The following is a 25,500-nucleotide window of genomic DNA, read 5'->3' as shown; positions in this document are numbered from 1 at the left end:
AACCTCACCCATTTTACCGTGCAATATGGCCCACTTTACACGCCAAAATGGCTGATATTGCAATGCGACTATTAAGTCGTTGATTATCAATGGCGCTGACACCGAAATCCATTAGAATGATGTAGGGCCGGGAAATACCAAAAATAAACATGCGACCTTCATCAGGCCGCATGCTCGTATTGTTCATTTTGCTGTCCTCCGCAGAGGAAAATCAGTTCAATTGCTAATCTTCAGCAAGATGAACATGATTTTTATAACTCTCTAAATAAATTAAAATGCGAAAAATGAAATAACGTTTGCCCTCACGGGTTCATGTAATTTACAAAGTTGAGTACTTAATAGTCTAAACTTAAACCTTCGATGCAAAGATAAACATCATTGAGAATAGAAGCTATCACAAATGTTCACATGTTCTCACATTTCTTCATTTTGCGCACTTTTTTCTGCATTTTTCTGTGAAAGAATGCGGAAATCGGAGGGCGTAACGCCGAATTTATCCGAGAAGTTACGATAAAAAGTTTGTGCAATCGGCATGCCGCACGCTTCTCCGATGGCCTCGATGGTGTAGTCGGGACGGTCGAGAAGCAACTGAGCGGCATACTCCAAACGCAGCTCGTTGACGAATTTTGTGAAGCTCATGCCTGCATATCGCGTGAAAAGTTGGGCGAACTTGTTGTGCGGAACATACACTTCATTGATGACATCTTCGCGACTCAGCTTCGGTTGAAGGAACATCTTCTTGCTCATAATGGTGGCCGAGACGCGGCGGAACAATAGCTTGTCGGCATCATCTTTCGGCTGTTCGGCCTGCTGGGAGGCTTCTTCCGAGGCTATGGCGGTTGTTTTGGCCTGCGTTTCGGCCGTTTCATGTTGCTTACGTTCGTTCATCAACGCCTCACGATACTGTAACAGTCGGTTGATGGTATCGACTGCCGATGCATTCTTGCGTGTGATGATGCGGTTATACCGTGCGATTCGGAAGATGATGAAGCACAACAAGAGAAAGATAACGCCGCCCATGATGAGCGCCATACGCATGGTTCGGAGTTCAGCCTCCTGTTGTTTCTGTTGCAATTCCAAGATGGTTGTCTCGCTGGATTTGGCCAATTTGAAGGCTGAACGGGGCATAAAGCCGAACGTACTGTTGGCTCCTGCCTTCATGGATGCCGTGTCCGGACACTCAGCCAACAGGCGAAACGAGCGGTTAAGGTCGGGCAATAGGCGCATAGCTTCGTCATATTTGCCCGCGTTCTGCATTACCAATTCGACGTTGAGCAGTGCATATACCTTCTGATAAAGCCCATTCCACGGACTTGCTGCAGTCGGCATGGAGTTGTAAATGTTGATGGTTCGATGGAAATAAGGCATGGCTTCGTCATATTTTCCAATGTTGGCTTTGTTGATACCAATAAGGAATGACAGGATAGCTTCATAGCTTTTGGACTGCTTTTCGATGGAACGACCGAGCGCAATGTAGGCATATTCGAGGCTCGAAAGGGTCTCTCCCTTGAGGTATTTGGCGTAGGCTATCTTCGTAATCGTGCGAAAATAGGCCTCACTACTCGAGGCCGTGTCTTCGATGGCAGCTGAAACCTGACGCGCATTCTGCTGACCTGAGTGGCAGGAAAAGAGCGTCATTGTCGCCAATAATGCACCGATTAGTGCATATAACACCTTATGTTTCATGCTTTATCTTCTTTAACTACGTGTTTTAATGGTTACTTTCAGCTTGCTCAAACAGCTCCACAGCCTTCCGAACAATGGGATTTTCTTCGTTGATTACCTGAAAATATTCACTCATGTCCCACAGGTCGCGTGCCACAAGTGCCTTGAGTTGCAGTCTTAAACGGGGCAACGTCTGCTGCAATTCTTGCTCATCTTTGGGCTTGATGTTGTCTTTTGCGGCTGCTTCGAGCACGTCGTTGACAAACGATTCGGGCACTTCATAGCGGGCATTGAAGTCGGCAAAAGTGGCAAAACGGTTGCGGAGTTGCTTCCGGTTGACGTCGATATACTTCAGATTTGCATTGATGATGTAGCTTCGGGCAGCCAGTTGGCGATGGAACCGCGTGTATTGTGTGGTGTCAAGAGGGACGAAATAATCGGGCATAATGCCCCCTCCTCCATAGACAACACGTTGCTTTCGCAAGGTTTTATACTTCAAAGAGTCGGCAAAATGAATGCTGTCGGCACTGTAAAGTTCGCCATGTTCGAAGCGTTTCTCAATGTCCATGGCATAGTCAAGGGCCTCACCTTTCTTATAAGGTTTCTGAATACAGCGGCCCGAAGGCGTATAGTAATGGGCTATCGTGAGGCGGATCATGCTACCATCTGCAAAGTCTATGGGGCGTTGCACAAGGCCCTTGCCGAACGAACGACGCCCAACGACCTCGCCACGATCCTGATCTTGAATGGCACCGGTAACGATTTCGGCAGCCGAAGCCGTGTATTCATTGATGAGAACGACAACCTTTCCGTCGAGCAATTTGCCTGTTCCATCGGCACGATGTTCCTGCCTTGGAGCTCTTCTTCCTTGCGTATAGACAATCAAATCGTTGCGTTTTAGGAACTCATTTGCTATCTGTACGGCCGCCAAAAGATAGCCTCCGCCGTTCTCTTCAAGGTCGAGTATGAGGTCTTTCATGCCGTTGTTCTTCAGCATATTGACTGCTTCCATGAACTCATTGTAGGTGGTTAGGCCGAAACTTCCAATGCGGATATAACCTACTTTCGGCCGAATCATGTAGGCAGCATCAAGGGTTTTCACGGGAATCTTGTCGCGCGTGACCGTGAAATAGAGCATACCGGCAATGCCACGGCGCACGATTCCGAGTCTTACCTTAGAGCCTTTTGCCCCCCGGAGCCGCTTCATAATCTCTTCTTTCGACATCTTTACGCCTGCAATGGCTGTGTCGTTGACACTCACGATGCGGTCGCCGGCAAGGATACCTACACGTTCTGACGGGCCATTTACAATGGGTTGAATGACCAATAGCGTGTCTTGTACCATATTGAATTGGACGCCAATGCCTTCGAATGAGCCCTGCAATGGCTCGTTCATCTCCTTGGTTTCCTTGGCAGTTGCATAGGAAGAATGAGGGTCAAGCTTCTCTATCATGCCGCGAATGCCGTCTTCCACGAGTTTGTTTTCATCAACCGTATCGACGTAAAGATTGGAGATGGCCATCTCGGCAATCTGCAATTTACGGATTGGAGCATCGCTCCCAAGGTTCATTCGCTGTGCTTTCAGCGACAAAGGCAACATGACAAACGAGAAAACAGCCCATACCATTCCTTGGCGGAAGGCATATAGGCATCTCATCGGGTTAGGATTTGATTTCATATTCATTTTTGTTTCGACGGTTTCAATGGCTTTCTGCCGTCTGTAACCGTTAATCTAAGGGTTCGGAATCAGCGTCCGGGAGGTCTTCTTCGATGACAAGATTGTCGATAATAAAGTTCTGTCGTTCCATGGTATTCTTGCCCATGTAATACTCCAAGAGCTTTCCTACTTGATCATTCTTATGAAGTGTCACTTGTTCGAGACGCATATCAGGCCCTATAAAGTGCACGAATTCCTCCGGACTGATTTCACCCAATCCTTTGAATCGGGTGATTTCGGGGTCGGAGCCCAACTCCTTAATCGCATTGATACGCTCTTCTTCGGTATAACAATAGCGCGTAATAAAGTCCGAACGCTTCTCTTTTTTGTCCAAACGGGCATCAGCCTCGGCAATCACTTGCTTGTTCTTGATTTTCGTCCGCTTGTTCCTTACGCGGAAAAGTGGGGTCTGTAACACGTAAACATGCCCTTTCTTGATTAGTTCGGGAAAGAACTGTAGGAAGAAAGTAATGATTAATAAGCGGATATGCATGCCGTCAACGTCGGCATCAGTGGCTACAATCACCTTATTATATCGCAGACTATCGAGGCCATCTTCAATATCCAAGGCAGCTTGAAGCAGGTTGAATTCTTCGTTTTCATAAACCACTTTCTTCGTCAATCCGAATGAGTTGAGGGGCTTTCCACGCAGGGAGAAGACCGCTTGCGTGTTCACATCGCGACTCTTGGTGATGCTTCCACTAGCCGAATCTCCCTCAGTAATGAAGATAGCACTCTCTTCCTTGCGGTCGTTTTTGACGTCACAGAAGTGGATACGACAGTCACGTAGCTTCCTATTATGCAGGTTTGCCTTCTTCGCTCTCTCGCGAGCCAACTTCGTAACGCCTGCCATTGCCTTGCGTTCGCGCTCACTTTCTTTGATTTTATTCTCCATCACTTCCGCCACATCGGCATGGATATGGAGGTAGTTATCGACATTTTGCTTGATAAAATCCCCTACGTACTTGTTGATACTCTCACCGTCGGGCGCCATTTGGGTGGAACCGAGCTTTATCTTCGTCTGACTCTCGAACACCGGCTCCTCAACATTCAGCGCAATGGCTGCAACAATACCGTTACGCACGTCGGTATACTCATAATTCTTGTTGAAAAACTCTTTTATTGTCTTGGCGATATGCTCCTTGAATGCGCTTTGATGCGTGCCACCCTGCGTGGTATGCTGACCATTGACAAAACTATGATACTCTTCGCCATATTGATTGGCGTGCGTGAAGGCGATTTCTATGTCTTCTCCCACGATATGTATAATGGGATAGAGCCCATCGTTCGTCATATTATCATTCAATAAGTCCTCCAATCCATTGCGACTTTTGATGCGACGACCGTTATACATGATTGTAAGACCGCTGTTGAGGTACGTATAATTGCGGAGCATCGTCTCAACAATATCGTCATGGAAGCTGTAATCCTTGAAGAGTGTGTTGTCAGGTTCGAAATATATATACGTTCCATTCTCATTGTCCGTCGTATCTTTCGTGCTATCAGACTTCTTAACGCCTTTTTCAAACGTCAGTTCACGCACTTTTCCATCACGAAACGACTTGACTTCAAACCTCGAACTCAAAGCATTGACGGCCTTAACGCCCACACCATTCAGCCCAACGCTCTTCTTGAAGGCTTTCGAATCATATTTTCCACCGGTGTTAAGCATACTCACTGCCTCGACAAGTTTGCCCTGCGGAATGCCTCGTCCATAGTCTCTAACACTCACACGGAGGTTATCTTCAATCTCAATCTCAATGCGGTCGCCAGCCTTCATCTTGAATTCATCGATGGAGTTATCGATGACTTCCTTTAATAATACATAGATTCCGTCTTCCGGAAGATTGCCATCTCCCAACCGACCAATGTACATTCCGGGGCGTGTACGCACATGTTCCATATCCGACAAGTGGCGGATGTTTTCGTCAGTATAGGCAACAGGCTGTCCTTGTTGCTTGTTTTCTTCTTCGTTTATCGTTTCTTTTTCTGGCATATTCATTCCTTTTCCGGTATATTATCAGCTTATGGGCCTACTTATATCAACTTTCGATAGCAACGACGGTATTTATGTCGGATGGTTTCCAAGTATTGCCACTGCGACTGCACCTTGTCATTGGTCTCCATTTCCACATGAGTTTCCCCCCACTCTATACCATATTTCTGATAAATAGGAATGAGATAGGAGAACAATAACGCATTGGCTCCCTTCACACGATATTCAGGAAGAACACCAATTAGCAATAAATCGACGATCTTGGTCTTGTGGAATTTCAACACACGTAGCACATCCCACCAACCAAAAGGCCACAACCTACCTTTATGAAGCTTTTGCAATACACGCGAAAGTGACGGAAACGTAATGCCAACGCCCACTACCTTGTGGGGCTCAACGCTCCAATCTTCGATAATCGGTATCCATTTCAAGTCGCTAAACGGCAGATACATATTGATATATTGATAAATCTGCCTTTCCGAAAGCTCTGAAAACCCATAGAGATCTTTAAAGGTTTCGTTGATGATTTCAAACACCTTGTAACCATAACCGTCCTTGTATATCTCCTTTTTCGTCATCGGACGCACGTGAAGATTATAGCGTTTCTCTATCATCTCCGCCACTTTCATATACTTTTCCGGTGTTTCTTTCGGCACAATAAGCTTGTATTCCACGTAGTCATTGTCCTTTTCCCAACCGCCAAGTTGCTCCATGTGGCGTGGATAATAGGGATAATTATAAATCGTAGCCATTGTTCCAAGCTGGTCAAAGCCCTCAACCAGCATGCCTTCCGGGTCTAAATCCGTGAAGCCAAGTGGCCCGATTACCTTGTCCATTCCCTTCTTTTTGCCATACGATTCGACTGCAGCAAGGAGTGCACGGCTCACTTCGAGGTCGTCAACAAAGTCAATCCAACCGAACCGAACGGCCTTCGTTTTCCATTTCTCGTTGGCTTTATGGTTGATGATGGCAGCCACACGACCCACCAGTTTTCCCTTTTTAAAGGCAAGATAGTATTCGGCTTCGCAGAAATCAAAGGCCGCATTCTTCTTTGGATTCAGCACATGTGCATCATCACTATAAAGCACGGGCGCATCGAATTCGTTTCCTTTGTAAAGGTCGTAATGGAATTCTATAAAGGTTTTCAAGTCTTTCTTGGTCTCTACTTTCCTTATCTCAACTGATGACATCGTATGTTCGTTTTACTTCTGAACCTGCAAATTTAGCCAATTTCAGGCAGAAAGCCAAATTTACCCCTGTTTTTTGCAGAATATTAAGGTATGGTTTCCGCCCACAGTCGTGGCAAACAAATACCTGTCGCCGCCTTCTTTCAGTCGCAATCGCTTGCGTAATTCAGCCACGTTCAGTGGGAAATTCCTCACGGTCACATTGGCTTTCTCCAACCCACCAAGCTTTTCTTTCAGCTCCTTTCGGTTCATTGACGACACAGCCACTATCTCGAAGCCCCGCCCCGGAAACCCTTTTACTGGCCCATCTGCTACAAACAGATGAGAATTCCGGCCCACTCCTTTCACCTTGAAACGCTCGGCAAGCACTCCGAAGCAGCCACCTTTCATCACCGACGCATTCGGTTCGTAGAGCCAAAGTCCGGCTTTCACATCGTTTGTCATGGGCATTCGGCCACTTTCTTCACTCGGATTGCAGGCAAAAATAGCGTCGTCGTTTCCACAAAAAAGGCGTAACTCACCTCCGTTCTGCCGCATCACGAGCAGCAGTTCCTTACATTCGCCCCCGACACTCACGATATGTACTTCGCAAACATGCTTCATTCGCTCCACAGCCGCATGCCAATCGAGCATCGGAGACAGTTTTATCAACACGAGGTTGGCCCGTTCAAGGAGCCTATCTGACAGCGCTGCCACGTCAGGAGAGCAGTCTTCAATGGCATAGGTCTTGCTCCCATGGACATTGCGGCGGGCCGGATCGAGATAAAGCAATGCCACCTTTTCCTGCAATCCATGCAGATAGGCGATGCCATCTCCGTGAACCACCTCGGCTTTCTTCACGCCCAAGCAGTCGAAATTATGGCGTGCCAGGGCGCAAAGTCGCTCTTGTCGTTCTACATAAACGGCCTTTCCAAATCCTCGTGCCATATAAGAAAAGTCCACACCAAAGCCACCCGTGAGGTCTGCCATCATGCCGTTCTGCCGTTCCTCTGCCGAAATCAACCGCTCGACAATGCCACATTTATAGCGTGCTGTAGCCTCACTCGAACACTGTTCCATGGCCAGATGTGGCGGAAACAGCACACCTTCCATCGCCCAACCGGGCAGTTTGCGTCGTGCCGTCTGCCACCCTTGTATCTGTTCGAGCACAAACGGCATGTCAACCTCCGGGTATTTCGAAGCCTGAAGGGCCAATGTGCGCACGTCGTCCGTGCGATGCTGCTTGATAAACGCAATGTTTTTCATGCGCAAAGCCTCCAAGTCGACGTTTGCAGAACAAGCCATTGATGAATTACGGTATTACTTTATAATAGCGTTTTGCCGTGGCTCGCGAGCATTTATTGAAGTGCCACCACTCCGTTCTCAATGGTATGAAACCGCCATGACGCATCACCCGACGTAGCAATTGGCGGTTTTCGCGTGCCTTTCGACTGATTTTCTTCTCCTTCACCAGCAGGTCTTCGTGGTCGATATGGGCCGCCTTGCCCATGTAATCAATCTTGGTTCCCATGTCGAGCGTGTCGCCTTTGAGCGTACAGAGCGTGATATCAACGGCCATTCCATAGTTGTGCATACCGCCACCATGGTCAGGATTCGACACATAAATGGCCTTTCGCGTGTGTTTCACCTTGTCCCACATCTTCTGTTGAATGCTCATCGGACGGGCCGCATCATAGACCTTGAGACTCAAATCGGGGCGAAGTTGTTGCAGATAGGCCTGTGCTTTCTTCAGGGCCGCCATGGCTTCAGGGTGCAAAAAGGCCTCTTTCAGGTCGTCATAGAGCACGACGCCGCAGAAGTTATCGGCCCTGCTGTACATCAGGCTCACATGAATCGTGGGGTCTTCTTGCCTAATATTGACATAACCTTGGCGGGCTAACCGGCGTGCGGTCTCTCCCTTGTCGGCTGAAAAGGCCGGAATGGTGACGTAACAAAGCAGCCATAAAGCGGCTAATGCCTTGCCATAAGTGTGCCGCAACATGCCTTGCGCATCACGATATCCCTCTTTTCGTCTTATTATCCTCATTCGTTTCATTCGTTATCCATGTCAAACTGCCCCGTCTTCACTTCCGTCTTCGGCCTCGTTTCCATGCTCCGTACCGCCCTCTTTGCTCCGGTCGAGCCGACGAAGCACGTAGTTGAAGGCCTCCATACCAACCAAAACGAGCACCGTAGCAACTAGTGATAGCACGTAAAGTCCGGCACCACAGGCCAGACCAATAGCCGCTGTGACCCACACTCCGGCTGCCGTTGTCAGCCCATGTACGGCATTTTTCTGGAAAATAATAGTGCCTGCACCGATGAAACCAATGCCAGATACCACCTGAGCTGCTATGCGTGAGACATCAAGACGCATGTTTTCATCTTTCAAAACGCCCTCAAATCCGTATGCAGAAATAATCATAAAGAGCGCTGAACCCAGTGCAACAAGAAAGTGAGTTCGCAGACCTGCCGCCTTTTCCCTATACTCTCTTTCGAGTCCAATCAGGCCACCCAAGACGGCTGCCACAAAGATGCGGGCTATGAATTCGATAGTCATCATAAGCAATAAATGATTTTGCCTGCAAACTTACATAAAAAAGTGCAGAAATGCAAATAAAAAAGGACACCCACCCCAGCCATTCGGAACACCAATCCCGGCCCTCCCAAAGGGAGGGAGAAGCAGTTCGCGGGCCAAGAATGGGCCTTTTGTCGTTCAATGGCAGCCTTTTTCACGATGAAATGGCCAAATATTACATCGTAATACGACCATAACAGACATGTAGGGACGCACGGCTCGTGCGTCCGTTCAAGCGAAATGGTAAACGAAAACATAAGATTATTGGAGCGAACGCACGGACCGTGCGTCCCTATATGCCTCTTGTCAACAATTCATCTTATCATTTTGCTGATCCTAAAGTTCAATATTCAAACTTCAATATTCAAAGTCTGCAAATCCTAAAGTTCAATATTCAAACTTCAATATTCAAAGTCAAGGTCCCCACATGCGCTCAAAGCATTCTCGGTTCCATTCATTTTGATAATCAACAACTTACACCTTGCGTTCCAATCTCAGCTATTTTGGTGTGCAAAATGGGCCATTTCATCGTGTAAAATGGGTGAGATTGCGCGGTAAAATGGCTGACATTGGAATACAGGATATAAGCTGTTGATTTCCAATATGAGAAGCATCGCGTCTTTAGTGGCCTAACCGCAAGTGGTATATCCACGAAATCATAGAATATCCAAGAATATTTTATAAATCAACAGGGCCTATTTTCGTTTATCTATGCTCCAATATTTTTTGATAAACCGCTTGCGATTAGGAAATGAGAAAAGTGCCCTATTTTCGGAGTTGAAGCCCTTTTCAAGGTAGAAAGCCCCGGAAACATGTCATGTGTGTTGCCATAAAACATCGATGAAATCGCTGTTTTTCGTGGCAGGTACATGTGGATTGCTTTCCAAAAGGTCTATCAACGTTGCATGGACAAGCCGAACTCCTTGCTCACATAATTATATATATCCTTGCAACATTCGGCAGAAAAGGCCTGTCCCGAGGCTATCAAGGCATCCCATTGCGCCTCGGAAAGGCCGCGATCGATGTCGTCTCGCGTGATGTTTTGACGGATAATGCCATAGAGAAAACCCGCATTGAAGTTGTCACCCGCACCGATAGTGCTCACCGTTTTCGTCTTTTTGACTTCGTAATCCTTGTGGAAATCGTTCTCTGCATACACCGAAATGGGTTCCTTTCCGCGCGTGCAAATGAACTTTTTACAATAAAAGCTGATTTCCGAATGATATACTTTTGCAGCGTCATTCTGCCTGTAAAGGATTTCAAAGTCCTCGTGACTGCCGCGCACAATGTCTGCCAATTCGAGGTTTTCTATCAGGTTTGGCGTGATTTTCATCACTTCGTTGCGATGCGAAGCCCTGTAGTTCACGTCGTAATAAAGAATGGCCCCGCATTTATGGGCATAGGTAAGGAAGTCTGAAACCTGCGGTCTGACGGCGGGATTGATGGCAAAGAACGACCCAAAAAGCACGATATCATCGCGGTTTATCTCGGGATAAGTGAACTCGAGTCGGTCATGCGGGTGGTCTTTATAGAAGAGATAGTCGGCGTTGTTGTCAGCATCAAGGAAGGCAAGTGACAAAGGTGACTTGCTGTCGGGAAAGACATTGATGCCGTCGGTAGCCACTCCATTGTCGCGAAGGAAGTCTGTCACGTAGTTGCCGATGCGGTCGTTGCCGGCCTCACCGATGAAGGTTGTGGCGATACCTGAGCGTCCCAACGAGATAATGGCATTGAATGCAGAACCGCCCGGAAGGGCATTGACGGGTTTGAAGCCTTTGAAAATGATGTCGAGAACGGTCTCTCCGATACCTATTACTTTGCGCATAATGATGGGTTGTCTTTGATTTCTCCTGCAAATATACGCGAAATCAACGGCAAATACAAATTTTTCAGTAACTTTGCACGCATGAAATACAACACAGCAACGCTTGCCAACGGGCTCCGCATCATTCATCAAAGCACTGATTCGAGCGTGGTTTATTGCGGATATGAGATCAATGCGGGCACACGTAACGAGCAACCGGGCCGCGAAGGCATGGCTCATTTCTGCGAACACATGGCGTTCAAGGGGACCAAGCGGCGCAGGTCGTGGCACATCAGCAATGCTCTTGAGAGCGTGGGTGGCGACTTGAACGCCTTTACCAACAAGGAAGACACGGTTTATTATGCCGCTATTTTGAAGGAACATACGCCCCGGGCGGTTGATTTATTGACCGATATCGTGTTCCACAGTACCTATCCTCAGACCGAAATCGACAAGGAAGTAGAAGTCATTTGCGATGAAATCGAGAGTTATAATGACTCACCTGCCGAACTTATCTACGATGAATTCGAGAATATTCTCTTTGAAGGTCACCCCTTGGGGCATAACATTTTGGGAACAGCCGAGCGTGTCAGGAGCTTTAAAACAGCCGATGCTTGCGGCTTTGTGCAGGCTTTTTACCGCCCCGAAAACTGTATTTTCTTTCTCTATGGCGACGTGAATTTCGACCGACTTGTACGGCTCTTGGAGCGTGCAACGAGTGATTTCCCATCGGCAAAGCCCTGTATTTCGCCCACGCTCCGACAGCCTTTATCTCCATATTTCCCCCATTTCATCGAGAAAAACCATGGCACCCATCAAGCTCATGTCATGATAGGTAATCGCGGATATGGGGTACATGACGAGCGAAGATTGGCGCTTTACCTACTCAATAACATTCTCGGTGGACCGGGAATGAACGCACGTTTGAACCTTGCCTTGCGAGAACGGCATGGCTTGGTCTACACGGTTGAGAGCTCAATGGTGAGCTATGGCGACACAGGAGTGTGGGGAACGTATTTCGGTTGCGACCCAAAAGACGTGAAAAAGTGCCTGCGTTTGGTGCGCAAAGAGCTTGATCGGGTCATCGGGCAGCCCCTCACGGCGGGGCAATTGCGGGCAGCCAAGAAGCAAATCAAGGGACAAATCGGCGTAGCCTGCGACAATCGGGAGAACTTCGCCCTTGATTTTGGCAAGAGTTTCCTGCATTATGGTTGGGAACGCGACATCACTTCGCTCTTCCGACACATTGAAAATGTTACGGCAGAAAGCCTGCAACAAGTGGCAACGGAGCTGATGAGAGAAGACCGTCTAACCACCCTTGTTTTCACTTAAAAGCGATATTCCTTGCATGCGCGGCTTTCATTGCCGGGGCAATTTGGCCATTTTATGATTGCAAGGTGGGCCTTTTCTGCATTTTTCTACGTATCTTCGCAGGCAAAACTGACGAAAGATGAAAACAAAAATCGTGATATTGGATTTCGACGGTACCATCGGCGACTCGCAAGACCTCATCGTGCGAACGATGAGAGAGACGCTCCGGCAATGCCATCTGCCCGACAAAACGACGGAAGAATGCGCGCGTACCATCGGACTTCCACTGAAAGCGTGTTTCAAAATGCTGCAACCAATGAGCGATGAAATGGCCGATTTGTGTGCCAATTCCTATCGTGTAATCTTCGACCACAATAATGTTCGTGGGGCCGTTGCAGCCTTTCCGGGTGTCAAGGAGACTATCAAGGCCCTGCATGATGACGGCCTCATGGTAACAATCGCCAGCAGTCGGGGGCACCATTCGCTGGCAGCTTTCGTCGAAGAGCTACATCTCGAGCCGTTCATCAGCCTCGTCTTGGGGGCCGACGACGTGGAGAAAGCGAAGCCCGATGCCGAACCTGTGCTGAAAACCTTGCGTCGGTTCGGTCTGCAACCGGCTGAGGCTTTGGTCGTAGGTGACACGGAATTCGACATACTCATGGGGCGCAATGCAGGTACAATGACCTGTGGCGTCACCTATGGTAACGGCAATAGGGAGGAATTGCAGGCCGCCCGAGCCGATTATATCATTGATCATTTCGAGGAAATCAGGCAGTGTGTGAGGCGTTAAACCGATGGATTGAGCCGTTTTTTCATCGTGGTAAGGTAATCATCAAGGCCGGGAAAAAGCCCGTCTTTACCGTCTGCCAATTGAAAAACAGACGGTAAAGACAAGCAAAACGAGTGTTATAAGATGGCTATTGCAAAGCCTCCGCCGGGTGCCATCTGCAATTCAACGGTCCCATCTTCAGGTATAGTGATGGTCTTTTTGGCGTAATCTTGCGCCATTTTCTCTGCGTTCGGACCGTCATAATAGATTTCTGCTTTCCTACCGGCAGCATGAAGCCGACCGAGTTGCAGCTTGACAGTGCGCTCTTTCCAGTTGTTCAGTCCGCCGACATACCATGAATTGCCTTTCCGTCGGGCCATGATGACATATTCACCGACCTTACCTTCGAGCGGCAAAGTCTCGTCCCAAACTGTCGGAATGCTCGAAATAAAGCGAGTACATTCAGCTTCTTGCTCATAATGGGTAGGGCTATCGCAGAGCATGTTCAATGGTGAGAAGAAGACAACATACATGCCCAGCTGATGAGCACGCGTACCTTGGCTCATCGGATTGCTGTTTGAGGGATAATAGGTCTTCTTTGTTCCGTTCAACATGGCTCCTTGCGTGTAGTCCATTTGGCCTGCCAGCATTCTGATATAGGGCACCGTGACGTCATAGTTCACTTGATCGTATTTCGAAATGGGCGACCATTTGGTCTGTTCCTGCCCGGCCACGCCCTCGAAATTAACCACATTAGGGAACGTTCTGTTCAATCCGGTGGGCTTATAAATGCCATGGAAGTCTACTAATAAATGATACTTGGCCGTCATTTCCGCTGCCCTATATGCGAAATTCACCATCTGTTGGTCGTCACGGTTCAGGTAATCAATCTTGAATCCTTTCACACCAAGCTCCGAGAAATACCGACATGCCTTCTCCATATCCCGCTCGAAGGCATAGTAACCGGCCCATAAGATGATGCCGACATGCTTTTGTTCGGCGTAGTTCACAATCTCTTTTAAATCGATTTCAGGCACTATCTGGAACAAATCTGCCTTATTCTTCACGGCCCAACCAGCGTCCATGATGACATACTCCAGGCCATACTTGCTCGCAAAATCAATATATGCCTTGTAAGTTTGGGTGTTTATGCCCGCTTTGAAGCCCACATTGTAAAGTCCCCAATCGTTCCACCAGTCCCAAGCTACCTTTCCTGGCTTGATCCAAGCAGTGTCTTTGATGCGCGAAGGCGCAGCCAACAGATAGACCAAATCGTCATTCAGTAACTCATTCTCGTTCTCTGCGATAGAGATAATCCGCCATGGAAACGTGGCATCTTTGGCAGATTGGGCGATATAGTCCTCGGTAGAGCGCACCAACATCTCTAAGTTGAAGGTGCCGCCTTGCACGATTTCCTTGGGATAAGGGGCAAAAATGCCTTTCAATGTCGTTGACTTGGGGGCTTCGGGATTGAGATACATGCCCGGATAATCGTTCAGGTCGGATTCTGTGATGGCCACTTTGACCCCGTTTTCGGCCTCTACCAGAATTGGAAGAAAGATAAGTCGGTCCTTATTCAGGCCGGAAAGCGGTCCATGCGTATAGGTATTCTCGAACGAATTGGCGAATTGCTCGGCAAAGGTTCCCTTTTCACGGACATAAGGAACGTAAGATGGCAGGTCTTTTGCAAAATTAAAGGTCGCAATCTCATTGACTACTTGGAAAGTATTCTTGCATTTGGCCTCGAAACGATAGGCAACGCCTTGGTTATAAGCCCTGAAAACAAGGTTATAGTTATCGAATCCGAGAGTAAGCTCCCAATACTTGTCTTCGATGGTGGCCTTTTTGTAAAATACCGCATTGACAGTGCCATCGTGAAACGCCTTTTTAACGTTCTTGATGCGCTCTCCATTGCCAAAGTCCTTGGCCTTTCGGTTCGTCATGGCTATCTGAGAGCTGTTGATCAACGGCTGGTTCTTATAGCTTACAGCGTAATGTATTTTCCCATCGACGTCAACCTCGACGGTAATGTTCTTGTCCGGAGAGTTCAATTTGTAGGATTTTCCCACGGCACTTCCAATCGAACAAACTGCCAAAAGGGCCAGCAAAATCAATTTCTTGTTCATGGTTTTGAGTTTTGTTTATGGTTTATATGATGTATGATCGTGTATTTCGGGTTGCCCGTCGGCTTTTCCTGACTTCCTATTCGGCCCACTGTCCATCAGTTGATGGCGCTGTTCGCGAACGAAAATCCGTGTCCCTGTATGTTTTTCAATGAAGTTGGTTAACCTTCATGCTATCGGTTGTTTTTTCATATTCGTGCAATATTACTTAATTTCGGCAACATGCAACGAAAAAAACACCTGAAACACAAGAACTTTAACATATTAACACAAAACATTTCTTTTATTAATTGATTTGTAATATTACTTATAAGCTTTGACAAATCTCCGGTTCCCGCACTTCATTCCACATGGGTTTCCCTCCTCATTTCTCTTTTTTCATTCCCTAAATTCCACACTTCTCATTTCTCATTTCCCATTTTTTCCCTATCTTTGCAATCGTTTTGCACTTTTGCAAACGCTGAAATTATAATTATTTATGTACAAAACAATTTTCAACAAGCGCCGTAGTATCCGGTTTACGCAGTTCGTAAACAAGGGCTACGCACTCTTTTCGTGCTTGGGAAAGGAAGTGATTGTCGGTACATTGAGCGTGGCTTCGCTCACTTATGCAAAGGCCGAAGGCATCAGTACCGATGTTACTAAGCTCGACTCTGCACACTTTAACGAGAAAGAGTATGTGCTCGACGAGGTCAATGTCACCGGGTCGAGGGCGCCGCTGACGCAACGTCAGCAAGCGAGAATGGTTACTGTACTGAGCCGTGAGGACATTCAAGCGACGCCGGTACAAAGTGTTAACGACCTGCTGAAGCGGATTGTAGGAGTCGATGTGCGCCAACGTGGCCCGATAGGTGCGCAGACCGACGTGACAATCCGGGGCGGAAACCATGAGCAAATCACCTTTTTGCTGAACGGAATCAACATCGGTGACCCGCAAACGGCACACAACGTGGCCGACTTCCCTGTTGACATCAGCGAGATAGAACGCATAGAAGTGCTCGAAGGACCAGCCGGATCGGTCTATGGAACAGCCTCGATGCTGGGCGCAATCAACATCGTTACGCGACCGAAACGGCTGCCGAGCCTCTCCGTTTACGCTGAAACAGGAAGCTTTGGTTATGTGCGTTCGGGGGGCAGAATCAATGCCGTTAGTGGCAAATGGAACAATCAATTGTCGGCTTCTTTCACTAGAAGCGACGGCTATAACCGCAATAAAGCGGGCGGACTGAACACAGATTTCCGTGCTGAAAAGGCTTTTTATCAAGGCAATTACACTGATGACGACGTGCTTGTCAGCTGGCATGCGGGGCTAAGTAACAAGGATTTCGGGTCGAGTACCAACTATAGTGCCAAGTATGATGACCAGTTTGAACATACCTTTAAGACCTATACGGCCGTGCAAGGTGAGACAAAACGCGGCGTAATTAAGTGGAAACCGGCCGTTTATTGGAACCATAATTACGACCGTTTTGAGCTGTTTAGGGGTCGCCCGGGCAGCTATCCTTTCAACTATCATCGCACAGATTGCTATGGAATAAACCTCAATTCGTACTTCGATTGGAGCTTAGGTCGCACCGCATTCGGGGCCGAATTGCGCAACGAAGACCTTGTAAGTACGAACCTCGGCACCCCGCTTTCGCACCCGAAACACGTGAGCGGCACCGATAATGTCATGTATAAAGTGGGAGTAAACCGCACGAACTTGCAGTTCATCTTAGAGCATAACCTGCTCATTGGTGGCCTTACAATGTCGGCAGGTTTGGTGGCTGTGAAAAACAGTTGGGCCGAAATGCACATGAAAGTCTATCCGAGTGTGAACGCAAGTTACCGCTTTGGCGACGCATGGAAGCTCTATGCAAGTTACAATACGTCGTTGCGTATGCCGTCAATCACCGAACTTTTCTACTCTGTTGGGGGGCATAAGGCCGACCCAAACCTGAAACCAGAAGAGCTTTCTGCCGTGGAATTGGGCGTGAAATATGCTAAACATGGACTTTCGGGCAGCCTTAGTGGCTTTTATAATCACTACACCAACCTGATAGATTGGATTGACGACGGCGAGAAAGACGCTGGAGGAGCCGTGGTGTGGAAGTCGGTTAACTTCGGAACAATTGATGCTTGGGGCACGGAAATGGCCTTGAATGCTGACTTTCGGCAGCTTCTTCCCACGCAAAAACTGTTGAAAACATTGGGCATCAGCTATTGTTTCATTCAGCAACATCACAAGGAATTTGCCGGCATTCATAGCCTTTATGCACTGGAATATCTCAAGAATAAGGTCGTTGGAAGCCTGCAATTGAACCTTTGGAAGCGGCTTGATTTGGGCGTGGACTACCGTTTTCAGCATCGCATGGGCAGCTACAAAGACCCCGCGGGCAAGCTGCATCGCTACGGCTCCTACGGCATATTGGACGCCAAACTATCGTGGAATGCGCCGAAATGGAACGTTTATCTTGCCGGAAACAACCTGCTCGACCGCGATTATGTGGACGTGGGCAACGTGAAACAACCCGGCGTTTGGATCGTAGCAGGGGCAAGGTTCGACGTTGAACTTTGAAGTTTGGGCCTTTGAAGTTTGAAGATTGAACATTGAACTTTATGATTACTTGTGCCTTGGCAACAAGTTATCGGCAGGTCAGGTAGAGGAGAAGCCTCGCCTGACCTTTTGCTTTCACAATTTGTTCCGGCCCATTTTGCAACCAGACATCACCCCAATTATACGATGAAATGGCCCATTTTGTAGCATAATATTGCCGAAATGGGCATGCCGGGACGTACGGCTCGTGCGTCCACTCAAGCTGATTAAAAGCGAATAGGCAAGACTATCGGGGCGGACGCACGGACCATGCGTCCCTACATGCATTCGAGCGGTTCGGAGTGTCGGCGATATTGATAATCAACAGCTTATGACTTGCGTTTCAATATCAGCCATTTTAGCGTGCAAAATGGGCCATTTCATCGTGTAAAATGGCTGATGTTGCACGGTGAAATGGCCCATTTTAAAATGTGATATGGTTACGATGGGAATGTAGGGACGCACGGTTCGTGCGTCCGCTCAAGCAGAGTAAGTGGATAAGTGGACAAGTAAACAAGTTGACAAGTGGGGAGTAATCGGACTATAAACAAGCCCATTTAAGCGGACGCACGAGCCGTGCGTCCCTACATGCCACGCAACAATCAACTTATTCACCCGTTTACTCGTCAACTGTCAACTGAAACATGAAAAAGGGGTACCATACTTATACTGCATTGGCAGCCTGTTAGTTGCCACCGGCCCACCAAACGGGTTGCGTATAGACGTACATTCCGGCGTCATTGCCCGAACCGAACGCTTTGGCGACATTGGGATTGGAAACCACATCGCTGTTACCATAGGGCAAACAAAGCGGCCAACGGTTGGCACTTCCAGCAGTATTGTTGGGGTTAGTCAGGCTTACGGGATAGCTACCATCGATGAAACGGCAGCGACGAATATCGTTATAGGTCTCCAATTGTTCGTCACGTGACTGCGCAATATACTTCTGAATGAGGATTTCTTTCAGTGGGTTTGCGGTGTAACGTGGGCCGATTGCCGCGAGATAGGCAGCGATTTCGCTGTCGGATATTGTCTTGTCGATGACGCTTCCGCCTGTCTGATAGAAGTCTTTGACAGACGCTTTGACCCCTGATTCGAAGTTTGTCGTGGCGTCAAGTCCCAAGCGTGCCTTGGCTTCGGCAAGGACAAAGTGGAGCTCGGAAAGGCTGAGCACATGCAAAGGTGCAGCACCATTTTCCAAATAGGCAGGCCAATTGACGTACTCCGTTTCGGAAGCCATCGCGTCATCTCCGGGATTTGCCACAACGTTGTTGCCCCATTTGTTGTAGTTATAGATGGGTTCGCGCGGGTCGTTGCGGTCGCTTAGCAGCTTCTCTACGGTCGAAGAGCAACCCGTGTACTCACGGCTTTGCGCGTAGGCATACCAAGAATTGTCGGCCGTTTGACCGTTGAACACAGCCAGTTCGCAGCCCGTGAAGCCGCCATCGAGGGCAGCCTGTGCCTCAGTGATGACTTTCTGGAGTTGCGCATTGGTCTTGTTCGTGCCGTAGGTGCGCAGCAAATAGCGGGCTTTCAGGGCGTGGACGAAGGCCAACCATTGGTCGGTTTTACCCTTATAAAGAATATCATTGTCGCTGACATCATCGGTCCCGCGGGCCAGATTGATTTGAGCACTGTCCAAAAGTTCAAACACACGCGCATAGACTTCCTTTTGCTTGTCGATCTTCGGAGCCGACTTTACGAAGCATTCCTTATAGGGAATGTCGCCATGGAGGTCGGTCAGCGTGGCCCAGTTCAAGGCTTCAAGCGTCTGAGCCATGCCTAAAAGGGCGTATTCCCCTGCGTTGACACCGCCTTCCTGACACTTGTTTCGAAGCAGAGAGAGGTTATGAAGGTTGAGATAAGTGCTGTTCCAGTCGTTCTCAAAGACCGGACTTCCGGCCACTTCTGAGGTGTTCCGGGCCTCAACTTGGCGCAGTTGGTTGTTTCCGGTGCCAAAGAGTTGCTCGGTAAAAGAGGACACATACCACGCATAATTGCCACAGAGCGTGGAGTAGACCGTTGAGACTTCGGTCTCGGTCAGCTGGAGTCGGGCGTTAAGATTGATGCCGGGGTGGGCCTCATCCCTGTTGATACGGTCCATCATATCCTCTGAACAAGAGGCGAAAGCCAATGAGAATGCGATGGCACCGAATAGATATTTTGTTTTCATAATTGTACGCTTTGCGTTGATAACTGTTGATATACGTTTAGAAAGTGAGCTTAAAGCCACCGCCGAAGCTTGAAGTGCTGGGCACAGAGTAGCGTTCAAAGTAGCCGCTCATGTTGCCGTTGCCTTGTGAACTCTCGGGGTCGAGGTCGGGCATCTTGGCCCATACGAGCACATTGCGGGCGAAACCGTAGACCGAAAGGTCGATACCTGCGAACTTAGGCAGCTGATATGTCAAGGTGACATCGCGCAACTTGAGATAGCTGGTGTCGTAGATTCCGGCCTCAGTCACGTCATTATAGGCCTGATAATAATCCTGTTTGCTCACCTTAACGGTGTTCTTCTTTCCCGTAGCTTCATCGATTCCCTCGGCAACCATCGTACCTTCGTGATAGTTGAGCGATGCTTTCGTCACGCCGAAGAAGTTCATCGTGAGCAGTGTTCCATTGTACATGCAACCGCCTTTCTGCCAATCAAGCGTGGCAGCGAGCGACAATCGCTTGTAGCGGGCATGGAGATTGAAGCCCATATTGAAGTCGGGTGCACACTCACCAAGGTTGACACTGGCGGAAGTGGCCTGCGGAAGGCCATTACGGAGCAGCAGACTGCCGTCTTTCGTACGCTTGAAAGCCTTGCCATAAATGTTGGGATAGGTGTAACCTGCCTGTGCACGAATCTGCGGTTCAACGAAACCACCGAGCATGATGCTCTCAACACCGTGGGCAAGTTCCTTCACTTTGTTGGTCACCTTCGTGAAATTGAGGCCGAAGTCAAGGCTGTAGTCGGCATGGTCGAGGAGTGTTGCGTTCAAAGCAAACTCATGTGACCACGTCGTCATGCGGCCAGCATTGGTACGGAGAGCCTGATAGCCGCTTGAGCCTGCGGTCGGGACGTCGAAGATCTGGTCCTTCACGTCTTGATAGCTCAGCGTATATTCCAGTTTCACACGGCTTTTGAAGAGTGCGAGGTCGATACCTGTCTCCCAGTTCGACGTGTTCTGTGGCTTGAGGTTCTCATCGAACTTCACGTAATAGGGCGCATAGCCCCTTGCACCACCAAGAGGATAGCTTATCGGCGTGTAGATATACATGCCACTACCGTAGGTCGGGACATACATATAGTTGTTATAGAACCGACCGGCCTGGCCCACTTGTGCATAAGACAAGCGGAGTTTACCATAAGAAAGCAGCGGATGCTCTTTCAGCGGTGGAAGTTCGGTGAATATCCAGCCCAAAGAGACCGACGGATAGAAGAACGAACGGTTGCCACGCGGCATGGATGAAATCATGTCGTTGCGGCCCGTGACGGTCAGATAGAGCATATCTTGCCACGAGAGCGATGCCTGACCGAAGAAACCCACAGTGCGTTCCTGCTCATGATACTCCTCATGAGCGTCTACCGAGGCCGTGTTGGCAATGGTGGGTTGCCCATAAAAGGCCAGACCGGAGCCGTCGTAGTCCCAGATGCGACGGTATTCGTGATTGAACTCGTTGCCAAGTACCAACCCAAAATCCCACTCCCTGTTGGCTCCCCACTTAGCCGTGAAGTTGGCAGTGAGCAGGTTATTGAAGATGTTGTTCTGTTTTCCGTAGTTCTCCACCTCGCCTTTTGTGTTGTAAGCAGAGCCAAGTTCGGCAACAGTGGCATTGTTACTGGTGTACGTGTCGAGCCCGGCTTGTTCGCGAAAAACAAGGTGGTAGCGGTCGCCCCAGTTCAGTTTCGGGGTAAATTCCGCATAGGCATTGCCAAAGACGCGGTTCGTGTGCTGCGAGAATTCGTCGTTGGCCGCCCACCAATAGGGATTATTGAAGCTCGTGTTGCGGAAGAGGATTTGCGAAGTGGGCTTTCCCAGCGCGTGATAGGGCGTTCCTTTGAGGTCATATTCGGCCGGAGCGGAATAAACCACGTTGATGATGCCGCTATTGGCACCCGGTGCAGCCTTCACTTTCACGGAGCTATAGTTGGCAGAGAAGCCTGCCTTCCACCTATCGTCCACTTTCCAATCCACAGCACCGCGTGCACCGGTCCGCGTCATGCCCGTCGAAGGGATGATACCGTTCTGATATGTATCGCTGATGCTGAACGAATAGCTCACATCGTTCTTGCGTTGCGAGATGTTGAAAGTGGAGTTTTGGGTGAAACCTGTCCTGAAGAAGTCGCCCACGTTATCATGGGTCTCGGGCTTGGCCCAGCCACTCAGACCGGCCGCTGCATACTTCGGGTTGTAATACATGCCGGCATGTGACGTGAGATCGCCGTTGGTGTATGTGTTATTGACGTTTCCACCGTATTTAGGGTCGTTGGGTAGGTCGGCAATCTTCGGACCCCACGACATGGAGTTATTCGGATTGTAGTTCGTTCCGTCTGCACCTTGTGCGTAAACTGTCTGCCGTTCGAACTTGCGGCTGACAGTTTGCGCGCTCAAATCGGTCGAAAAGGTGATGATGGGCTTGGCCGATGCCTTGCTACCCCGCTTCGTAGTAATCAAAATTACGCCGTTCGAAGCACGAATACCATAGAGAGCTGATGCCGCCTGTCCCTTTAACACGTTGATACTTGCAATGTCATCGGGGTTCAAGTCAATCGTTCGGCTGGCGTTGTCGGCCCCCTTGACAGAGTCTTCCGTATCAAAATCGGGCGTAGAAGAAATCGGCATGCCGTCAACAACGTAGAGCGGTGTGTTGTTACCATCGAAGGAACGCGCCCCGCGAATGACGATTTGGGCCGACGCACCCGGTGCTCCTGAAGAGGTACGAATGTCAACACCCGTCAGCTTTCCCTGCATGGCACTGGCCAACGACGATGTTCCTGATGTGTTCAAGTCCTTGGCATCGAGCACTTGCGAGGCATAACCGAGGGCCTTCTTCTCGCGTGTGATGCCCATGGCCGTAACGACTACCTCGTCGAGCACACGGTTATCGGGGTCTAATTTGATTTTCATGTTACCCGATGCCGTGACCGTCTTCGGTCGCATGCCCAAATAAGTCACCACGAGCTTGCTGCCTGCTTGTACACTTAAGCCGAACTTACCATCGACGTCGGTCGACGTGCCCGTCTTTGTTCCAGCCACCATGACCGAAGCACCGACAATGGGCTCGCCGTCTTCGCTCGAAACCACGGTTCCCGTCACTTGCATCTGTGCAACGGCCGCTCCGACGCTTAGGAACAGACCGGCAAGAAACATCAAAAGTCTCTTCTCCATAAATCTCTCTCTTTAAAATTTGTAAATTACATCAGCCGTCCGACTGCCACCAAGCACCGATACGACTTGCTTATGATTGAAAATATCGAATGCAAAGTTAAGAAATGTATAATTGATATGCAAGCTTTTTCGGGTAAAAAACTTTCATTTTAATTCAAATATGGTGATATTTGTTTCAAATAACACGAAAATTGCGGATTTATACAACAATAATGCAAGAAAAGGCGCCTTCAACTAACTTTCTTGCTTCCATTCCTAACGCTCTCTTTTTATCTTTTGGAGACAAAACTGTGGCACTGCAATCGGAAAATCATAAGTTAACCGGTCGTAAACCACGAGTTTGCGATGCAAAAGTGGCAAGTTTATGATTCCAAGGCGAGGTTCCAGGGAGTTCCATTAACCGGAACGGCAGAGAAATAGCAATGAAATAAAATTATGATATAAGCGATATTGAAACGCTTACATACGTAATTATCAACGAATTACAAAGGAAAAAATTCCAATTTCCTGCAAATTCGTTGGAAATTCACGATTATAAAAAATCTTTATTCTTGTTGAAAAGCACATCTATTGGTAGCCACAGAAATGAAAAACCCCCGTTGCAGTGTAACGAGGGCTTGTGTTTGAAAATGCTTCTTTCAGGTGCTTATCTCACAATCTTATGACTTTTGTCACCTTGCTTAACGATGAACACGCCATGCACCGGGAGTGCGTCCGCGTTGAATTGAGCTGCGGGAACGCTGAGTAGCCGGTGCCCTTGCAGGTCGTAGACGGTGACGGGCGCAGAAGCATCGGCTACCTTGACCGCATTAATGCCTGTCGTCGTCCAACCATCGTCGCCTGTACCGCCATCGATACTTTGGAGAGCACCGCCTGCAATGACAACCTTGTAGCTATTGGCAGCTCCTTTCGCCCGGCGCACGAGTTGCCATTCCGTCTCATGATACTCGGCGGACTTCGTACCGACAAACAGTCGGTAGGTTCCGTCAGCAAGTCCCGTCGGCAACGTAATCATATCACTGAGCTCGCCTACGGAGTGGAGATTGGCAACTCTTGCGACAAAGTTTTTCTTCAACACCTTTGTCGTCGTGTTGTTCTGAAGCACGATGGCAACCTCGCCCGTGAAGCTCTCGCCGGTCAGGTTGTACATGGTTCCGGCATTGACGTTCAACATCGGTCCGAACTTCATCGCAGAGAATCTCTCATCGCTAATAATATGTGAATGATAGTCCATTACCTTTTCTGGAGAGACGCCAACGAGCATGTCCTGCCCCTCTTTGAAGGAATAACCCTGCGGGTTCAACAACGCAATGTCGTAATAGCCGTTGCCTCCTTTGGCGCCCCAACCCCAGTTCACATGGACGAAGCCCTGTTCGTTATAACCGTCAATCACAAAAGCATGCCCACCTTCGGTCTTGTCCGAACCCGTATAATACAACGGTCGACCGGCATTCAGTTCCTTATAGATGATGGTCATCCACTGCAATGTGGAATAATAATTGCGATAAAGCAGGTTGATACCGGCATTATAGCCGAAGTTCTTGATCAGACCATGGCGGGCCTCGTTGGAATAGGCTCCCGATCCGCTCGGCGTATATTCCATGCTGACAGCAATGCCACATTGCACCATCAGCGTTGAGACCGCTTTGGCCTGCACGGAATTATAAGTTACCGCGTCATAGTCATTGAGCATGTTCTTCCAATCGTAGGTGGTGTTGCCAAAGTCGGCCGAGATGATCGTACTACTTCCATTGACCACGACGCTCAACGTGCCTTTACCGATACCTTTGGCCGGATAATTGTAGTGCTTCATAATCTGTGACAATGCCGTTGCCACGCAGCCCGTTGGGTAAGGTGTCGTTCCCGACAAATGTGGGCAGTCGTTGTTATAGGGCTTCGACTGGCTCCACACGGTCTTCACAATCGGGCTCACCGCCGTTTTGAATGTTCCGGTAGGAATGACGGGGGCATATTTCTTCCCTTCTGCAAGGTAATTGCTCATCGAAGCGGTCGCCGCATTGACGAACCAACGCAAAGATGTATTGATCTCCGCATTGTAGGAGTCCTTGGAATAACCGATAACTGCAGGGAAAATGTCGTCGTTGGCAATGATGGCAAAGCCTGCTTCCGAGCCCATGACAGTTAGCACCTTGTTCTCGGATAGGACTTTCAGGTCGGCAGTCGGACTGGTTGTACGTGTCTGCGCCGAGGCTTCAAGGCCACGCAGTGCCTGCAATGCGGCCTGACGCTTCTGCAACAAACTGCGGTCGGCAGCCTGAATCCCCACCGACAGCAAGAAAAGAGAAGATAAGAGTAAAAACTTTCTCATTAGAATTGGTGTGTTGTTTGATAGAAACGAAATAAAACTTTTTACATATAAAAAAGAACCGGACAAGACAAGCCTGTCCGGTCTTTCGTTATATC

At 48.7% G+C, this 25,500-nt stretch carries 15 protein-coding genes; 3 read left to right on the top strand and 12 right to left on the bottom strand.

Annotated elements, in window-relative coordinates:
* Nucleotides 1-414: 414 nt before the first annotated feature.
* The 8 genes from HMPREF9944_RS03640 to HMPREF9944_RS03605 form a co-directional block, all read right to left on the bottom strand.
* Entirely contained in the window at nucleotides 415-1,686 is a 1,272-nt protein-coding gene (locus HMPREF9944_RS03640; protein ID WP_008564517.1) for a helix-turn-helix transcriptional regulator, read from the bottom strand.
* Nucleotides 1,687-1,711: 25 nt separating this feature from the next.
* A complete protein-coding gene (locus tag HMPREF9944_RS03635; protein ID WP_008564516.1) occupies nucleotides 1,712-3,343 on the bottom strand; it encodes a S41 family peptidase in 1,632 nt (543 codons plus the stop codon).
* A gap of 49 nt (nucleotides 3,344-3,392) precedes the next feature.
* Entirely contained in the window at nucleotides 3,393-5,378 is a 1,986-nt protein-coding gene (locus HMPREF9944_RS03630; RefSeq protein ID WP_008564515.1) for a DNA topoisomerase IV subunit B, read from the bottom strand.
* A gap of 41 nt (nucleotides 5,379-5,419) precedes the next feature.
* Nucleotides 5,420-6,568, bottom strand: coding sequence for a hypothetical protein (locus HMPREF9944_RS03625; protein ID WP_008564514.1), 1,149 nt, complete (start codon nucleotides 6,566-6,568; stop codon nucleotides 5,420-5,422).
* Between the two features lie 60 nt (nucleotides 6,569-6,628).
* Entirely contained in the window at nucleotides 6,629-7,849 is a 1,221-nt protein-coding gene (locus HMPREF9944_RS03620) for a THUMP-like domain-containing protein (RefSeq protein ID WP_008564513.1), read from the bottom strand.
* Nucleotides 7,850-7,856: 7 nt separating this feature from the next.
* Nucleotides 7,857-8,546, bottom strand: a complete 690-nt coding sequence (locus HMPREF9944_RS03615; RefSeq protein WP_406674619.1) for a M15 family metallopeptidase — start codon at nucleotides 8,544-8,546, stop codon at nucleotides 7,857-7,859.
* A 66-nt stretch (nucleotides 8,547-8,612) separates the two neighbouring features.
* Nucleotides 8,613-9,107 carry an MgtC/SapB family protein gene (locus HMPREF9944_RS03610; RefSeq protein ID WP_008564509.1) on the bottom strand — a complete coding sequence of 165 codons (495 nt, stop codon included), beginning with the start codon at nucleotides 9,105-9,107 and terminating at the stop codon, nucleotides 8,613-8,615.
* 910 nt (nucleotides 9,108-10,017) lie between these two features.
* On the bottom strand, nucleotides 10,018-10,947 hold the full coding sequence (locus tag HMPREF9944_RS03605; RefSeq protein ID WP_008564506.1) for a carbohydrate kinase family protein: 930 nt from the start codon (nucleotides 10,945-10,947) through the stop codon (nucleotides 10,018-10,020).
* A gap of 81 nt (nucleotides 10,948-11,028) precedes the next feature.
* Here HMPREF9944_RS03605 and HMPREF9944_RS03600 point away from each other — a divergent pair, with 81 nt between their 5' ends.
* Both HMPREF9944_RS03600 and HMPREF9944_RS03595 read left to right on the top strand, forming a co-directional pair.
* Nucleotides 11,029-12,258, top strand: coding sequence for a M16 family metallopeptidase (locus tag HMPREF9944_RS03600; protein WP_008564505.1), 1,230 nt, complete (start codon nucleotides 11,029-11,031; stop codon nucleotides 12,256-12,258).
* 118 nt (nucleotides 12,259-12,376) lie between these two features.
* Nucleotides 12,377-13,027, top strand: coding sequence for an HAD family hydrolase (locus tag HMPREF9944_RS03595; RefSeq protein WP_008564504.1), 651 nt, complete (start codon nucleotides 12,377-12,379; stop codon nucleotides 13,025-13,027).
* Between the two features lie 116 nt (nucleotides 13,028-13,143).
* Here HMPREF9944_RS03595 and HMPREF9944_RS03590 read toward each other — a convergent pair whose 3' ends face one another.
* Nucleotides 13,144-15,132: a glycoside hydrolase family 97 protein gene (locus HMPREF9944_RS03590; RefSeq protein ID WP_008564503.1), complete on the bottom strand. Its 1,989-nt coding sequence runs from the start codon at nucleotides 15,130-15,132 to the stop codon at nucleotides 13,144-13,146.
* Nucleotides 15,133-15,607: 475 nt separating this feature from the next.
* Between HMPREF9944_RS03590 and HMPREF9944_RS03585 the strand changes: the two genes are divergently transcribed.
* Nucleotides 15,608-17,686, top strand: coding sequence for a TonB-dependent receptor plug domain-containing protein (locus HMPREF9944_RS03585; RefSeq protein ID WP_008564502.1), 2,079 nt, complete (start codon nucleotides 15,608-15,610; stop codon nucleotides 17,684-17,686).
* Nucleotides 17,687-18,389: 703 nt separating this feature from the next.
* Here the strand turns inward: HMPREF9944_RS03585 and HMPREF9944_RS03580 are convergent.
* From HMPREF9944_RS03580 to HMPREF9944_RS03570, 3 genes are all read right to left on the bottom strand, one after another.
* The gene (locus HMPREF9944_RS03580; RefSeq protein WP_008564501.1) at nucleotides 18,390-19,877 is read right to left on the bottom strand and encodes a SusD/RagB family nutrient-binding outer membrane lipoprotein; all 1,488 of its coding nucleotides are present in this window, start codon (nucleotides 19,875-19,877) and stop codon (nucleotides 18,390-18,392) included.
* A gap of 37 nt (nucleotides 19,878-19,914) precedes the next feature.
* Nucleotides 19,915-23,076, bottom strand: coding sequence for a SusC/RagA family TonB-linked outer membrane protein (locus HMPREF9944_RS03575; protein ID WP_008564500.1), 3,162 nt, complete (start codon nucleotides 23,074-23,076; stop codon nucleotides 19,915-19,917).
* A gap of 646 nt (nucleotides 23,077-23,722) precedes the next feature.
* Nucleotides 23,723-25,405 (bottom strand): C10 family peptidase, encoded by a 1,683-nt coding sequence (locus HMPREF9944_RS03570; RefSeq protein WP_008564499.1) that lies wholly within the window; start codon nucleotides 25,403-25,405, stop codon nucleotides 23,723-23,725.
* Nucleotides 25,406-25,500: the final 95 nt, after the last annotated feature.

Source organism: Segatella maculosa OT 289, assembly GCF_000243015.1.
GTDB lineage: Bacteria > Bacteroidota > Bacteroidia > Bacteroidales > Bacteroidaceae > Prevotella > Prevotella maculosa.
The sequence above is the reverse complement of the archived record's forward strand: the minus strand, read 5'-3'. Positions and strand labels throughout refer to the sequence as shown.